Consider the following 15,444-nt stretch of genomic DNA (forward strand, 5'->3'; position numbering starts at 1 on the left):
ACCGATTCTGCCACCCGCCCTAGCGTGATGGGCGCAGGCGGCCGTCGATGAGGCGGGCGGTGTCGTCGAGAAGCACCTCCGCCTCGCGTTCCTTCACCTTTCCGGCACCGAGGTTGCGCTCGACGGGGCGTTCATACAGCGACTCCCCGGCGAAGATCGCCCGCTCGAGGCGCGCGAGGCCGGCACGCTTGCGGGCCTGCGCACGCTCCTGCCAGCGGCGGGCGGCCGCCTCGCCGTGTTCGGCGGCGACGGCGGCCGCGAACGCCGCCGGGTGCACCAGCGCGATGAGCGCCGAGACGTGCCCGAAGCCCAGGGAGGTCACCAGCCCGGCCTTCGGCGCCAGCTCGCCGTGCAGGGCCAGCGGGCGGCGCGGCCAGACCATGAAGCCATCGGCGCTCAAGGCGTCGTCGACGCAGTCGAGGCTGCGATTCGCCGGGATGACCCCGGTGCGCAGCACCTGGCTCAGGCCGGAGAGCTGGAAGGCCGCCGCCCCGCCCTTCGCGTGGCCGGTGAGCGTCTTCTGGCTGATGACATACAGCGGGTTGCCCGCACTGCGCCCGAGCGCGGTGGCGATGCGCTGGTGCAGGTCGGACTCGTTCGGGTCGTTGGCGTTGGTGGAGGTGTCGTGCTTGGAGAGCACCCGCACCTCATCCGGGCTCACCCCGTGGGCGCCTAGCGCCCGGGCGAGCCGGGAGTCCTCGCCGCCGCGTGCCGCAGACAGCGCCCCCAGCCCGGGCGCGGGGATGGAGGTGTGCGCGCCGTCGGCGAAGGACTCGGCGAACGCGATCACCCCGGCGACCGGCATGCCCAGCTCATAGGCGAGCGAGCCGCGCATGAGCAGCACGGTGCCGCCGCCTTCGGATTCGACGAAGCCGGCGCGTCGGCGGTCGTTGGCCCGGGAGAAGTAGCGGTGCTCGATGCCCTTGGCCTCCAGCGCGGCCGAGTTCGCGGTGGCGTTCATGTCGCCGAAGCCGGTGATGCCCTCGAGCGAGAGGTCGTCGATACCTCCGGCGACCACCACGTCCGCCTTGCCGAGGCGGATCTTGTCCATGCCCTCCTCCACGCTGACCGCGGCGGTGGCGCACGCCGCGACCGGGTGGACCATCTGCCCGTAGCCACCGACATAGGACTGCATGACGTGGGCGGCGACCACGTTCGGCAGGGCCTCCTGCAAGATGTCGTTGGCGCGCGGCTCGGCGAGCAGGCGCTCGACATACAGTGCACGCAGCGAGCCGGTGCCACCCATGCCGGTGCCCATGGTCGACGACACGCGTGCCGGGTGGACCGCAGCGAGCAGCTCGGCCGGGCTGAAGCCGGCGGCGAGGAACGCCTCGACGGTGACGATGAGGTTCCACACCGCCACCCGATCCAGCGACTCGAGCATATCGGCGGGGATGCCGTAGACGGCCGGGTCGAAACCGGCGGGGATCTGGCCGCCGACGAAACGGCTCATCGCGACCCGGCGCGGCACCCGCACCGGCGAGCCGGCCGCACGGGTGACCGTCCACTCGCCGTCGACCTCACGCGCGGTGGTGCGCTCGGGATCGGAGTCGACATAGCTGCGCGCCTGCTCGGCATTATCGACGCGGAAGCTCAACTCCTTATCGAGGTAGATCGTGGTCAGCTCCGGCGCCAGCTGGCCGACGGAGCCGACCTCGTCGTCGAATTCGCGGATACCGCAGCGCGCCAGCACCTCGTCGTGGTAGCGGGCGTAGACGTCTTCTTCGGCGATTTCGGTGCCTTCGGCGTCGACAAGCACCCCGTCCTCGGCGTGGATCAGCCCCATCTGCCAGGCAAGCTCGATCACCCCGGCCGAGCTGAGCGTGCCGGTCAGTTCCGCCTCAAAGCGGGTGCGCGCGGTGCCATAGGGGCCGAGCTCGCCGATGCCGACGGCGACGACCATATCCTGCAGGCGCTGCGTCACCCCGGAGAACTCCGGTTCCGCTACCGGCAGCGCGCTGCGGGTATTCGGCAGCGCGCTAAGCGTGCGCGGGGCCTTGATCTCGGCCTTTTCGTCCTCTTCTGCCTGGGCAGCGAGCTCGTTAAGCCGGATATCCGCCTGCCCTAAACCACCGGTGAAATCGGCCACCACCGGTGCCTGCGCAGCCGCCTCACGCACGCTGCACGCGGCCTGGCCGACGAGGCGCTCGGCCATCTCCTCGGTGGAAAACGTGCGCACGCCGGCCTCCTCGACCGCGGCGACCAGCGGGTCGTTGCCGCCCATGAGCCCGGTGCCGCGTACCCAGCCGATGAGCGCGTGCACCAGGGAGGTGCGCTTCGCCCACGCGGCTTCGGCGTTCCAGCGCTCCACCAGCGCGTCGAGGGCGGCCTTGGCTTCGCCATAGGCCCCGTCGCCGCCGAAGCGCCCGCGGTTGGGGCTGCCGGGCAGAACCACATGCAGCCGCGAGCCGATATGCGTATCCGACCCCAGGCGCGACAGGCCGGCGATGAGGCGCTCGACGCTCCAAAGCAGCAGGCGCATCTCGCTTTCTGCCTGCGCGCCGGCATCGTCGAGCGTGCCCATCACGCGCGGGGCCGCGAAGGGGAACAGCAGGGTCGGTTTCATAGCGGGCTTCACGACGACCGTCTGCGCCCCCACCGTCTCCGTCTGGGTGCTGCCGATCCACTCGACGAGCTGGTCGAGATCGCTAAAGCTCGACAGGTTCGCCGGTACGACGCGCAACGACGCCCCGCCGCGCGCTGATCGAGCGTAGAGATCCTTGTAAAACTCGAGGCGCTCGTGATCTAGACGCGAGGTCGTGGCGATCACGCTCGCACCCTCGTGCAGCAGGCGGGCGATCACGCTGGCCGCGATCGAGTGCGGCGAGCCGCCGGTAACCACGGCGATATCCTCGGCAAACTCCAGCGCCTTGGTGTCCTCGGCCTGATCGGCGAGCCCGTCTAGCCCGAAGTAGCGGGCCTGGGCGGCGGCTTCGACCCCGGCGCCGGTGACATCGACCTCGTCTGCGGCCAGCTCGCCGAGAGCGACGCGGCTGATGTCCTCGCGCGCGCTCGCCCACCGGTCGTCGAATAGAACGGCCTTGTCCGCGTCGAAGCGGCCGGCGACCTTGCGTACCCAGTCGGTGCCGAGCTCTTTGGCGACCAGCTCGACGACCTCGGCGGCATCACTATCACCTGCATCCTGCGTCGGCGGCTGGTTAAGCCCCAGCTGGCTCAAGATGCCGCGGGCCATCTCCGCCAGCACGCCCTTATCGCCGGTGACGGTCTCGGCGTAATCGTTGAGCGCGGCGGAATCGACCACGTCCCCGCGTGCCGACGCCGCGCTCCCCGGGGTCACCGTCACCCCGAAGGTGGCGGCGGTGGTGGTGACGGCGTCGTCGATAAGCCCGTTCAGCTCGGCCGCGTTGGTGGGGCTTAGGGGATGGAGTGTGGCCAGTTCGCCGCCGCGCAGGCTGGAGCCCTCGCGGGCGCCGATCACCAGCGCGGCGGTGATGTGATCGGCCCAGCCTTCGCCGAGCTGCCAGTGCTCGGCCACGCGCTCGGCGACATAGGAGGGCTTCTTGCCGGCGGGGCCGGTCAGCCGTCGCAAAGCGTCGTTGACGGACGTTTGCAGCACCGGGCCGAATGCGTGGTAACCGCGCGCCATGCGGGTCACGGTCGTTTTAAGCTCTTCGAAGGCGGCGTCGGCGGCACCGTCGATGGTGCCGAGGCCGAATTCGTTGCCGAGGTCCAACAGCAGCTGGTTGCGGCGCGAGGAAACCCCCTCGACGAGCGTTTCGATCGTATCGGTCGCCCCGATCTGGTCCGGGCGCAGCTTCGTCCACAGCGCGATGAGCATGGCGGTGGCATCGGCGGGGGTGAACTCGCGGTCGTCGGGACGCTCGGTGGCCACGGGTGCCGACGCCACCGGCGCCGGTGCGGGCGCCTCCTGCGCAGCTGCGGGCTCCGGGGGCTCGGTGTCGGTGCTGCCTGCATCGGTGCTGTCTGCGTCGACGGTGATCTCGTCTTCGGCGAAGACCACCGCCCGGTCGCGCTCGACGTTGTAGACCGCGATCTGGGTGTCGGCATAGGCCGGCAGGTTCAGCGTCTGGCCGAGCATGTTCGCCAGCGTGGGCGAGGCTCCCACGCCGACCTCGATGAACGCGTCGACGTCCAGCTGCTTAAGCATCCGGTCCTGGGTTTCGATCCAGCGCACCGGGGAGGTGAACTGCCAGGCCAACAATTCGATGAGCAGCGTGCGCCCGAGGCGGGCGGGCTCGCGGCGCTGCGCGTCGAGATCCGCGAGGATCTCGGTGATCACCGGGGAGTCGACGACCTTCGCGATCGAGCGCACGAAGTCCTCGGTGAGCTCGAAGGGGCGGGCCACCAGGTTGGGCAGGTAGGCGCCCTCGAGCACCTCCAGGTCGATCTCTTCGGGGATGAGCTCGTCGAGGTGGCGGCGGAACTCGTCGACGCCGCCGATGAGCTTCGAAGAGTGGAAGGGGACGTCGATTCCCGGGATCGGCACCAGCGCCTTCGCCCCCGGCGCGCGCTCTTCCGCCGCCTGCCCCAAAGCGTTAAGGCCGCGGCGGGTGCCGGCGACGGCGTACTGGCGGCCGCGGATGTTGAAGTTGACGATCTCCACAAACTCCCCGCTGGCCTGCCCAATGCGGGCGACGAAGCCGGCGACCTCATCTTCTGTCATCCCCATCTTGTAGGGGCGCAGGGCGGCGAGCCCGTAGTTGGACACCCCGCGTTCGTCGCGCTCGACCAAGTGGTGCATGGTCAGACCGCGCCGGTAGACGATCTCGACGACCGCCTCGAGCGAGAGCACCTGCGCATAGGCGGCCAGCGCGTTGTACTCGCCCACCGAGTGCCCGGCGAAAAACGCCGGCCGGTTGAGCACGCCGGCCTCGTCCATCTCCGCGATCTGGGCGCAGCCCAGCGTCGCCATGGCGACCTGGGTGAACTGGGTGAGGTACAGAACGCCGTCGGGATGCGTGTAGCGCTCGCCGTCGACAAGCACCTCGCTGGGGTTCTCGCGCACGATGTGCAGGATGGAAAAGCCCAGCTTGTTACGGGTGTGCGCGTCGGCGCGGTCCCAGATCTCCCGCGCCGCCGGCGAAGCTTGGTAGGCGTCCATGCCCATGCCGGGCGACTGGATGCCCTGGCCGGGAAAGCCGTAGAAGACGCGCTCGGCGGCCATGGTGGCGGTGCCTACAAGCGCGATCGCGCCGTCGGCGGTGACGGTCACGCGCCGGATCTCCCCGCGTCCAGGGCGGGTGTCCACGCCGGTGCGCTCGACGGTGATCTCGAGTTTCGCTCCCGGCAGGATCGGCGCCTGCATCTCGGCGGCGAACTCGACGATCTCACGCGGGGCGGTGCGCACCTCCGGGCGGGTGGATCCAGCGGCGGCGACGATCTCCGCGAGCGCCGAGGTCCACATGCCGTGCACGATCACCCCGCCGTCCAGCCCGGCCAGCTGCGCGGCGGCGTCGTTGACGTGGATCGGGTTGCGATCCCCCGTGACCACCGCGAAGGGCTGCATCGTCTCCGGGGCGTACAGCTCGAGGCGCTGGCGCAGGCTGATGGGCTTATCGACGCCCCCCTTCCCCGCCTCCGCTGCCGGCAGCGAAGCGTGACCGGTGCGCCCGCGGATGGCGAAGCGTTCCTGAAGCCGGGCCTGCGCGTTCTCGCCGCGGATCGTGGCGATAACCTCGACCACCCTGCCGGCCGGCGTATCGCTGACCTCGGTGGCTTCGGCGGTGATGTCGAGCTTACCCGGGGTGATCTCGCCTGTGAGCTCGATGCGGTGCGAGAGGTGCACCAGGTTGAGCATGCCCTCGACGACCTTCTGGCCTGGCCTGCCCGGGATCTCGGCGTGCGCGACGGCGGAGAAGATCGCCGGCCAGGCTTTGCCCACGAGCACATCCGGCGCCGTGCGCACCCCAGTCACCGGACTGGCCGGCGGCAGGTAGCCGGCGGTGACCGAATGATAGGCGGCGAAGTCGGCCTCGCTCAGCGCAGTGTGGCTGCGCGCCACGCCACCGTCGATCTCGGCAAGTTCGCCTCCGGCGGCCAGGCGCGTCAGGGCGGTCATCGCCTCTTCGGCATCCTCACGGCTGACCTGCGGGATCGCGCCGTGCGCCTGGGGATCCGCGGTGAAGCGCAGGGTGATCTCGCCGCCGGATTCCGGAACCGCGACGGTGAGATACGCCGCATCCTGTCCGGCGGATTCCAGGTGTGCCCCGCGGGTGAGAAGCTCCGGCACGGGGTTGCGCTGCTGTCGGCCCGCCCACTCGATCAACGGGCATGCGCGCAGCGTCGCGCAGAGATCCTCGGTGTCTTCTGCCACCGGCGCGCCGGCGTCTTCCAGCCGCCGGGCCGAGGCGGCGCAGAAGCGCTCGAGGAGGTCGGCGACGGGCTCGTCGACACGCGTGATCCCGCTGACCGCGGCTGGGCCGGGGATGATGCACACCTTGTCCGCGTCTCGGCCGTAGACCTCGTCGTGGGCCTGCCAGAGGGAATCGGAGCGGAACCACCGGCGCACGGAGCCGTCGACCACCGGCACGAAGTTCACGGGCTTACCCGGCACGCGGCAGTGCCGGATGAACCACTGCTGATCGGGCACGCTGAGGTAGGCGCTTGCCGCCTGCGGGTAGAGCTCACACAGCGTATCGACGGCCCTACGCGGCGAGTCCAGATCGAAGTCGGTGGCGGTGATCGCCCCGTGATCGGCCGGGTGCAGGCGCGCCTCGGCGCGGGCGAGCATGCCCTCGAAACGCGAGCGCCACGTCGGGTCCACCCAGCCACGGTGATCGGGGCCGGAGAGTTCCAGAAAGCGCAGGAGCCAGTCGCGGTAGGTCATCTCCGCAAGCTCGCCGAAATAGGGCTTGCAGGTGGCGTTCAGCGCAGCGATGACCTCGTCGCGACGCTTGGCGACGGCCTCATCATCGCTCGCCAGCTCATCGAGCAAGCGGCCTGCCCGCGCGAAAGAGTTATCGATTTCATGGATGTCCGCGTCCAGCTGGGAACGCCCGGAGGCGATCCCGCCGGCCGCCCCGCCCGCCGGGACCCAGGCGTCGGTGCCGCTCTGGGCGACGAGCGCCTCCTTCACCGCCACCGAGGCCGTCGATTCGCGGGTGGCCATCGCTGCGGTGCCGATGAGAATGCCGTCGACCGGCATGTCGATCAGCCCGTATGCGCGCGCCCAGCTACCGGTGAGGTAGTCGGCGGCGATCTCCGGGGTGGACATGCCCCCGCCGACGACGAGCACGGCGTTGTCGCGCTGGCGGATCTCGTCATAGGTGGCGAGCAACAGATCGTCCAGGCTCTCCCAGGAATGATGCCCGCCGGCGACGCCGCCTTCGACCTGGATGATGATCTGGGTCTGCGAGCCGGCCTCGCGCAGGGCGTCGGCGATCGCGAGCACCTGGCGGATCTGCTTGATCGCGCCGGGCTTGAACGCGACATAGGGCAGGGCCTGCTCGCGCAAGGTGGTCACCAGCTCGACGGCCTCGTCGACATCGGGTACGCCGGCGGAGATGACCACGCCGTCGAGAGGCGCTCCCGCCGCGCGGGTCTTGGGCACCCACTTCGCGGTGCCGAAATGCATGCCCCACAGGTAAGGATCGAGGAACATCGCGTTGAACTGGGCGGCCCGCCCGGGCTGCAGAAGCTCGGCCAGCTTCGCGATATGCCGATCGAAAATCTCCTCCGTCACCTGCCCACCGCCGGCCAGTTCCGCCCAGTGCCCGGCGTTCGCCGCGGCGGCGACGATCTCTGGATCCACCGTCGACGGCGTCATCCCCGCCAGCAGCATGGGGCTGCGCCCGGTCAGGCGGGTAAAGGCGGTCTCGATGCGCCGCTCGCCGTTCTTCTCGACGAGCCGCGGCGCGAACTCCCGGTACGGCCGCGGGCGCTGCGGCGCCATCCCGGTATCGAACAGTTGCGCTTGGCCCTCCGGGGTGCCGACGGCCAACACCCCGATCCCCTGCCCGCGCAGGTTCTCGCGGATGAGGCTGGCCACGCCGGTATCGGGGCCGATCTCGAAGACCCAGTCGGCCTCGGCGCGGGTGATGGCTTCGAGCTCTGCCGGCCAGTCGACGGGGGTGGTCATGACGGCCTCGGCGAGCCGGCGCGCCCGCGTGGTCTCGAGGTCGCACTGCTTTGCCCAGCTAACGACCTGCTCCACCGCCTCGGCGAGTAACGGGTGGTGGAAGCCGGCGCGGATGGCCAGCGGGGTGATCTCCGGGTCGAACGCGGTGCCGCCGCGCACGACTCCGCCGATCTCCTTCTTCTCGACCTCCGCCTGCGTGTGCAGATCCCGCGTCAACGCCTCAAGGTCCTGCGGGCGGCCCACCACGACGAACGTCTCGCGCGCATTGCGCAGCCCGATGACCGGCCGCTGCGTATCAGCGACGTCGAGGGCGGAGAGCGCGGCGTCGAGGCGCTCGCGGGTGATGCCGGCGATGACCAGCATGGGGGAGGCGGTGGCGTCGTTAAGCAAGCCGTGGGTGCGTACGCCGCGCTCCATGGCGGCGCCGATGAGCTGGGCGAGGGCGAGGATCTCGGCGGCAGCGTCGGGATCGCGGAGGTACTCAACGCCGAGGCGGCCCTGCGAGTGCCCAACCGCGGCGACGGCGTCCGACAGGTTCAGGCCCTGGCGTTCGAGGGAGGCGCAGGTGGCGATCTGCGCGGTGAGGATGCCCGGCACCGAGATCGCCGGGGCGACGGTGTCGATGGGCGTGTGCTCGTCGCGGGCGTAGGACTCGGCGAGCCCTAGGGGGTCGAAGCCATGCGGGCGCAGGCCGGCGAGCTCGGTGGAGACGCCGGCGAGCAGTTCTGCGGCCTGGGTGAGATGCCGCGTGACGACGTGCCCGCACCCCGCCGCGACGGCATCAGCGAGGGCTGGGCGCCAGTCGAAGCCCTGGCCAGCGAAGCTCACCGCGAATCGTGCGGGCGGCGCACCAAGGGTGGACGGGTCGAACCGGGAGATCAGGCGGTGGGTCACAGCGTTGCTACTCCTGTCATAGGCGTCGTTTTGCTCACCAAATGATGCCACAAAATCATGAGGAAACCGTCATCTTTTGCTGTGTAATCTACACCCGTTTGGGTTTCCTTCCCCGTTTTCGCTGCTGAGAGTGACCCATTGCATACTTATTGGTGGCGGGTGTGGCCGAAAAAGGGCATAAAAAAGTGCGCCCGGTGGGACTTGAACCCACACGTCCGAAGACACTGGAACCTAAATCCAGCGCGTCTGCCAGTTCCGCCACGGGCGCCGAAACGCTAACCATCGTATCGCCCCCAGGGCCGAAACCCCGCATCCGCACCCCGTCTACTACTTTTGACTGATCACGACTACGATCGGAGGCTGTGAAGGACGCAGAGAAAAGCGAGGACAAGACGCGTGATCGCGTGCCTATTAAGGCATGGCACGTGGTCTTTCTCGTCGTCGTTGTCCTCGCCTGCCTCGGGCTCGCCTGGTGGCAGTGGACTCGTTTCCAGTCCGGCACCGGCACGTTCCAGAACCTGGGCTACGCACTGCAGTGGCCCCTCTTCGGTGCGTTCGCCGTCTACGCCTACCGGATGGGCGTGAAGTACGAGAACGAGGCCCGAGCCGCCGAGCGAGACGCCGACGACCCGGACTTCCTCTACCAGGCCGACCTGGAGGAATTCGGTGACTCGGTCACCGAGATCGACGAAGACTTCCTGCCGGAGCGCCCGCAGATGGACGTCGAGACCTTCAACGAAATCAACACCCCCCGTCGCGGCCACAGCTCCCGCGATTAAAACCCGACCATTTCCGAAGGACTACGCATGCCCACTCCCCCGACTGATACCAGCAGCAGCACGCACCGCGTCCACCCGGAGCGCAAACGCCGCGTGCGCCCGGCGCTGAGGTTCTTCTCTATCGCCGCCTGGATCACCGGCGGGATGCTCATCGCGCTGGTCATCCGCATGATCCTGGAATACCTCGTAGGCGTCGACATCCCCGACTGGGCGACCGTCATCGCCATCGGCCACGGCTGGGCGTATCTGGCGTTCGTGATCGCCACGATCAACCTGGGTCTCAAGGCCCGCTGGAAGCCCGCGACCTGGGTGGTCACGGCGATCTCCGGGGTGGTGCCCTTCCTCAGCTTCTTCGTTGAGGCGGCCCGGCGCCGGGAGGTCATCAAGAAGTTCCAGCTTCAGGAACCCTAAGCGCTGGCTAGCTCGGCGATCGCTGCCACCAGACCACCCAACGCCTTCCCGCGATGCGAGAGGGCGTCTTTGTCTGCCAAGCTCAGCTGCGCGGAGCTGCGGCCCGCGCCGCCCGGGGCGTCTTCTTCGGCCGGCACGAACAGCGGGTCGTAGCCAAAGCCGTTCTCGCCGACTTCCTCACGCAACAGGCGGCCTTCCCACCGCCCCTCGGAGACCCGCTCGGTACCGTCCGGGGTGACCAGCGCGCACACGGAGACGAACGCGACGGCGCGACGCTCATCGGGCACATCGGCCATCTGGGCGAGCAGCAGGTCATTGTTGGCCTGATCATCGCCGTGCGTGCCGGACCAGCGCGCGGACAGCACCCCCGGCATGCCGCCGAGCTCCTCGACTGCGAGACCGGAGTCATCCGCCACGGTCGCCAAGCCGGTGGCTTGGGCCCCGGCGCGGGCCTTGATCAGTGCGTTGTCAGCGAAGGTGCGGCCGTACTCGACGGGCTCTTCGTAGGCTTCGACCTCGCGCAAGGAGACGAGCTCGACACCCTGAACCCCCGCGGCGGCGAGGATGCGCTCCAGCTCGGCGAGCTTTTTGGGATTATTCGACGCGACGAGCAGCTGCACAGGCTTAGCCCTCCAGTGCGGCACGCTGGGCGGCATGCAGCTCGGCGATGCCCTTTTCCGCGGCGTCGAGCATGGCGTTGAGCTCCTCGCGGCCGAACTCACCGTGCTCGCCGGTGCCCTGGACCTCGACGAACTTCCCCTCAGCCGTCATCACGACGTTGAGATCCACATCAGCGCGGGAATCTTCCTCATAGGGGAGATCGAGGAGGACGTGGCCGTCGATAAGCCCCACCGAAACCGCGGCGACCGGGGCGCGCAGCGGGTTCCCCGGCACAACGTCCCGGGCCTTGAGCTCGGTGATGGCATCCGCCAGCGCGACGTAAGCACCGGTAATCGAGGCGGTGCGGGTGCCGCCGTCGGCCTGCAGGACATCGCAATCGATGTTGATGGTGTTCTCCCCCAGCTCAGAGAGGTCGACGGCGGCGCGCAGGCTGCGGCCGACCAGACGGGAGATCTCGTGAGTGCGACCCTTGACCTTGCCGCGCATCGACTCCCGCGGCATGCGCTCGTGGGTGGCGGCGGGCAGCATGGCGTACTCGGCGGTCAGCCAGCCTTCGCCGGAGTCCTTCTTGAAGCGCGGCACACCGAGCTCGATCGAGGCGGTGCACATCACGCGGGTGTTGCCAAACTCGACGAGCACGCTGCCCGCCGGGTTCGAGGTGAAGCCCCGGGTGATGCGCACGGGGCGCATTTCGTCGGTGGCGCGGCCATCGTAACGCGAGAAATCAGTCATGCGATCCAGCGTAGACCACGGCGGCGACGCGCTGGAGCGTGGTGGTGCTTTGGTTTGTTTTGGTTTGCTTTGGTTTGTCGGGTCCGGCGGGGCGTCTGTGACGCCTGTGCTCATGGTGCGCTTGCGCTGGCCGGGCCCGGCGGGCATCCGCGATACCTGCGCCCATGGTGTGCTTGCGCTGGTCGAAAGGAGGTGCACAGAAACGAGTTCCGCAGGGTCGAAAGGACGCTTCCTTTCGACCGCCCCCTTTCGACAAGCGCTAACGCTCCTTGGACGCATGGTCAGTCCGCTTATGCAAGACCACGATGCCGCTATCCCATCAGTCCCGCATGCCCCGTCAACCTCACTCTTCACCTCGGCAGCCCCGACAGGAGACACCCGCAGCACCCACGCCCATAACGCGATTACGCTGGTCGAAAGGAGGCGCACAGAAACGAGTCCCACGGGGTCGAAAGGACGCTTCCTTTCGACCGGCTCCTTTCGACAAGCGCTAGCGCATCACCCACCAGCACCGCCAAACACCATCCCAATCGCTACCGCATCATGCGTCGACGTGCCAAAACGCCGCACCGAACGCACCCGAACGCCCCGAACGCACCCGAACGCCCCGAACGCCCCCAAACGCAACCCAGAAACCTAAATCTCAAACTCCATCCCAGCCTCGCCGACGATGATCTCGCCGTCGAATTCTGCGCGCGCCGCCTCTAGCGTGGCTTCTTTATCGGCCCAGGGCTGGATGTGCACGAGCACGAGGGTGCCCACGCCGGCTTCGCGGGCGGCGCGTCCGCAGTCGCCGCCGGACATATGCATGCCGATCGGCTTGTCATTACCGTCGGGTCCCCAGCCGGCTTCGCAGAAGAAGTAATCGACTCCGCGGGCAGCCTCGATGAGGTTCTCGGTGTAGGCGGTATCGCCCGAGTAGCACAGACTCGACCCGGTGGCGGTGTGCTCGACGCGGAAGGCGTAGGCCTCGACGGGGTGGTCGACCTCGTAGGGGGTGAAGTTCAACTTCCCGAGGATCTCCGTCTGCCCATGCCTCCACGGGGCGAAGGCGAGGGTGTCGGAAAAGTCGTCGACCTCGTCGCCGTTGGCGGACAAGCGCCCTAAGTGCACCGGCGTGCGCTCAGGCCCGAAGCAGAGGTTGCGGCCCTTGGCGGCCAACTCCGGGTGGAAGCGGCGCCAGACTAACAGCGAGGGCAAATCCAGGCAGTGGTCGGCGTGGAGGTGGGTGAACACGACGTCGGCCTCGGAGGGGTTCGCCAGCTCTTGCAGGGGCGCGAAGGTACCCGGTCCCAGATCCATGACCACCGCCGGCGCGTTGTCGACGGTGATCAGGTATCCAGACGCCGCGTTGCCGGGCGCGGCCACCGACCCCGAGCAGCCCAGAATAGTTAGCTCCATGCTGTTACTGTGCCACGGATTGGCGCGGTTATCACGCTCATTCATGCGGTTCCGGGGCGATTCCGGTGATCTGGGGTCCGAGGAAGCGTTCCGCCAGCCGGGCAAAGGTTTCCGGATCCCCAGTGGATTCGAACACGCGCTTTGGCACTGCGTCGGGTTCTGCCTCGTGCAGCATGTCGGTGCGGGTCAAGACGCTGAGGACTTCCTTGGCGGTCTCCTCGGCAGAGGAGACGAGGGTGACGCCGTCGCCCATCGCCAGCTGGATGACACCGGAAAGCAGCGGGTAGTGCGTGCAGCCGAGCACGAGCGTATCGACGCCCGCCGCCTGCAGCGGGGCCAGGTAGGCCTCGGCAGCACCCAGGATCTGGCGTCCGGAGGTAATACCGCGCTCGACGAAGTCAACGAACGACGGGCACGCCGCCGCGGTGACCTCGACGGAGGGGTTGAGGGAGAACAGGTCCTGATACGCCCCGGAGTTGATCGTGCCGATGGTGCCGATCACCCCGACGCGCCCGTTGCGGGTGGTCGCCATGGCGCGTTTCACTGCGGGCCGAATGACTTCGACGACGGGGACGTCGTAACGTTCCCGGGCGTCGTGCAGGAACGCGGCGGTGGCTGTGTTACAGGCAATGACCAGCATCTTGCAGCCACGTTCGACGAGATCGTCGGCGATGCGCATGGCGTGGGCGCGGACGTCGGCAATTTTCTGCGGGCCGTAAGGGCCGTTTTTGGTATCGCCAACGTAGATGATCGACTCGTGCGGCAGCTGGTCGATGATGGTGCGCGCCACCGTCAACCCGCCGACCCCGGAATCGAAGATGCCGATCGGGCTGTCGGCATGAACCTTTAAAGCTTCCTCATCACTCACGGTGGTTCATGCTAGGCGTTGCGGCGCCCCACCAGCTTCGGCGGGTCGTCCGAGGTGATCATCATGCCCGCCAGAATGCCGCCAATCGCGCCGAACAGGTGGCCCTGCCAGGACATGCCGGGAGTACCCGGCAGCAGGCCCCACACGAGCCCGGAGTAGAAGAAACCGAGGACGAGCCCGAGCAGGATCTGGCGGAACGAGCGGTTGAAGATACCGCGTACGAGCAGATACGCCAGCCAGCCATACACCAGGCTGGAGGCGCCGATGTGGTTGGTGCCCACGCCGCCGAACAGCCACGTGCCCACACCGGCGACGAGCACCACGATCGCGGTGACCTCCCAGAACGCCCTGCGGCCGGAGAAACCGACCAGGAAGGCGAACACGGCGCCGGGCACGGTGTTGGAGATCAAGTGCTCGAAGCTGGCGTGCAGAAGCGGAGCGGTCACGATCCCCCACAGCGAGGAGGTATCCATCGGGCGGATGCCGAAGGCCAGAAGCCCGCCGTCGAAGAACACGAGGTTGATGATGTGGACCGCCCAGATCACCACCACGAAGCCGATGCTGTAGCGCAGCGCGCCCGACAGCCCGCCGCCGCGGCGGTGACGCTGCGGCTGCGGGGCCCGGCCGCGCTGGGTGGCCACGGGCGCACCCGAACCGTAGTTACCCGCGGTGCCGAAGCCAGGTGAGGTACTCCGGTACCGGGAGGGATCAGAGTAAGTCATAAATTAGTCCCCGGTGTAGGCAGAAAGCAGACTGTCTTGGTTGTAGGCCAACCATTCGACGAGGTTGTCGCGCTCGGCAGCACGCGCTACGTCGTCGATCTCCTGGGCTGCGAGGTACAGCCGGAGGTCGTTGAGCCCCGCGATGAAGGCGGGCACTTCGTCGCCGGTCAGCGAGATCTGGACGGAGCCGTCCGGCCCCACCGCATCCGCGATGACGCGCAGGTGGTCGAGCTTGCCCGTAATGATGTCAGATTCGTGCAGGCTGCGCAGCAGACCGTTGTCACCGTCGTATTCCTCGTCGCCGCTGCGCTCGAAGTCCGGCAGCAGGCGCGCCAGCGAGGGATCGTCGGGGGCGTCGGTATGCCCGGTGGGCATGTCCATCATCTGGGCGAGCTCGTCGCGCGGGGCGGTGCGGGCGCGTTCCATGAGCGCGTCGGCGACCTGTGCGGTGAGATTACCGAGGACCTCGCGCTCCAGCGGATCCAACGTGGTGGTGTAGCGCGCGGCACGCATGAGCGGCTTCTTCACGGTCCACGGAGTCATCTTCTTCGGTCTCCTTCGGTATTCCTATCCGGCCTGCTGCATCGTCGCCCAGAGCCCGGCGGTGTGCAGCTTCTTGACGTCACCTTCTACCTTGTCCTTCTCTCCGGACGAGACGACGGCTTTGCCTTCGGTGTGGACCTGCATCATCAGCTCGGTGGCCCGTTTCTTGTCGTATCCTAAAACGGTCTGGAAGACATAGCTGACATAGCTCATGAGGTTGACGGGGTCATCCCAGACAATGCACAGCCACGGCAGGTTTTCGGCGGTGGCCGTGTCGACGTCCAGCTGCTCGTCGAGCTCCGGGCTCGCCATGGGAGAACCCATGGTCACAACGCCCGGCCGTGTCCGGAAGGTGCGTGTGGGGGCGGTCTCGGCGTTCATGTGCACCTATCTTAGTCAGCTTTGTTATCCGGC

At 68.1% G+C, this 15,444-nt stretch carries 10 protein-coding genes and 1 tRNA gene; 2 read left to right on the forward strand and 9 right to left on the reverse strand.

Going from position 1 to position 15,444, the window contains the following annotated elements:
- Positions 1-19 precede the first annotated feature (19 nt).
- Together C3B44_RS09445 and C3B44_RS09450 are read right to left on the reverse strand one after the other, a co-directional pair.
- Positions 20-8,953 (reverse strand): type I polyketide synthase, encoded by an 8,934-nt coding sequence (locus C3B44_RS09445; protein ID WP_108432156.1) that lies wholly within the window; start codon positions 8,951-8,953, stop codon positions 20-22.
- 186 nt (positions 8,954-9,139) lie between these two features.
- Positions 9,140-9,221, reverse strand: a tRNA-Leu gene (locus C3B44_RS09450).
- Positions 9,222-9,315: 94 nt separating this feature from the next.
- Here C3B44_RS09450 and C3B44_RS09455 point away from each other — a divergent pair.
- Both C3B44_RS09455 and C3B44_RS09460 read left to right on the forward strand, forming a co-directional pair.
- Entirely contained in the window at positions 9,316-9,732 is a 417-nt protein-coding gene (locus tag C3B44_RS09455; RefSeq protein WP_108432157.1) for a hypothetical protein, read from the forward strand.
- 27 nt (positions 9,733-9,759) lie between these two features.
- A complete protein-coding gene (locus C3B44_RS09460; protein WP_108432158.1) occupies positions 9,760-10,143 on the forward strand; it encodes a DUF3817 domain-containing protein in 384 nt (127 codons plus the stop codon).
- On the opposite strand, the gene C3B44_RS09465 is transcribed toward C3B44_RS09460, so the two are convergent.
- From C3B44_RS09465 to clpS, 7 genes are all read right to left on the reverse strand, one after another.
- Positions 10,140-10,763: a non-canonical purine NTP pyrophosphatase gene (locus C3B44_RS09465; RefSeq protein WP_108432159.1), complete on the reverse strand. Its 624-nt coding sequence runs from the start codon at positions 10,761-10,763 to the stop codon at positions 10,140-10,142. The two genes, C3B44_RS09460 and C3B44_RS09465, sit on opposite strands and share 4 nt — an antisense overlap.
- 4 nt (positions 10,764-10,767) lie before the next feature.
- Positions 10,768-11,496 (reverse strand): ribonuclease PH, encoded by a 729-nt coding sequence (gene rph / locus C3B44_RS09470; protein ID WP_108432160.1) that lies wholly within the window; start codon positions 11,494-11,496, stop codon positions 10,768-10,770.
- Positions 11,497-12,132: 636 nt separating this feature from the next.
- Complete coding sequence (locus C3B44_RS09475) at positions 12,133-12,897, reverse strand: MBL fold metallo-hydrolase (RefSeq protein WP_108432636.1); 765 nt, start codon at positions 12,895-12,897, stop codon at positions 12,133-12,135.
- Positions 12,898-12,934: 37 nt separating this feature from the next.
- Positions 12,935-13,765: a glutamate racemase gene (murI, locus tag C3B44_RS09480; RefSeq protein WP_108432161.1), complete on the reverse strand. Its 831-nt coding sequence runs from the start codon at positions 13,763-13,765 to the stop codon at positions 12,935-12,937.
- Between the two features lie 11 nt (positions 13,766-13,776).
- Positions 13,777-14,487 (reverse strand): rhomboid family intramembrane serine protease, encoded by a 711-nt coding sequence (locus tag C3B44_RS09485; protein ID WP_108432162.1) that lies wholly within the window; start codon positions 14,485-14,487, stop codon positions 13,777-13,779.
- Positions 14,488-14,490: 3 nt separating this feature from the next.
- On the reverse strand, positions 14,491-15,030 hold the full coding sequence (locus C3B44_RS09490; RefSeq protein WP_108432163.1) for a DUF2017 domain-containing protein: 540 nt from the start codon (positions 15,028-15,030) through the stop codon (positions 14,491-14,493).
- A gap of 24 nt (positions 15,031-15,054) precedes the next feature.
- Positions 15,055-15,342: an ATP-dependent Clp protease adapter ClpS gene (gene clpS, locus C3B44_RS09495; protein ID WP_108432637.1), complete on the reverse strand. Its 288-nt coding sequence runs from the start codon at positions 15,340-15,342 to the stop codon at positions 15,055-15,057.
- Between the last annotated feature and the right edge of the window lie 102 nt (positions 15,343-15,444).

It is taken from the genome of Corynebacterium yudongzhengii (assembly GCF_003065405.1).
Lineage (GTDB): Bacteria > Actinomycetota > Actinomycetes > Mycobacteriales > Mycobacteriaceae > Corynebacterium > Corynebacterium yudongzhengii.

Coding starts and splice junctions, on each gene's coding strand:
- clpS (WP_108432637.1), bottom strand. CDS start 15,342: ATGGCGAGCCCGGAGCTCGACGAGCAGCTGGACGTCGACACGGCCACC.
- C3B44_RS09485 (WP_108432162.1), bottom strand. CDS start 14,487: ATGACTTACTCTGATCCCTCCCGGTACCGGAGTACCTCACCTGGCTTC.
- C3B44_RS09460 (WP_108432158.1), top strand. CDS start 9,760: ATGCCCACTCCCCCGACTGATACCAGCAGCAGCACGCACCGCGTCCAC.
- rph (WP_108432160.1), bottom strand. CDS start 11,496: ATGACTGATTTCTCGCGTTACGATGGCCGCGCCACCGACGAAATGCGC.
- C3B44_RS09475 (WP_108432636.1), bottom strand. CDS start 12,897: ATGGAGCTAACTATTCTGGGCTGCTCGGGGTCGGTGGCCGCGCCCGGC.
- C3B44_RS09490 (WP_108432163.1), bottom strand. CDS start 15,030: ATGACTCCGTGGACCGTGAAGAAGCCGCTCATGCGTGCCGCGCGCTAC.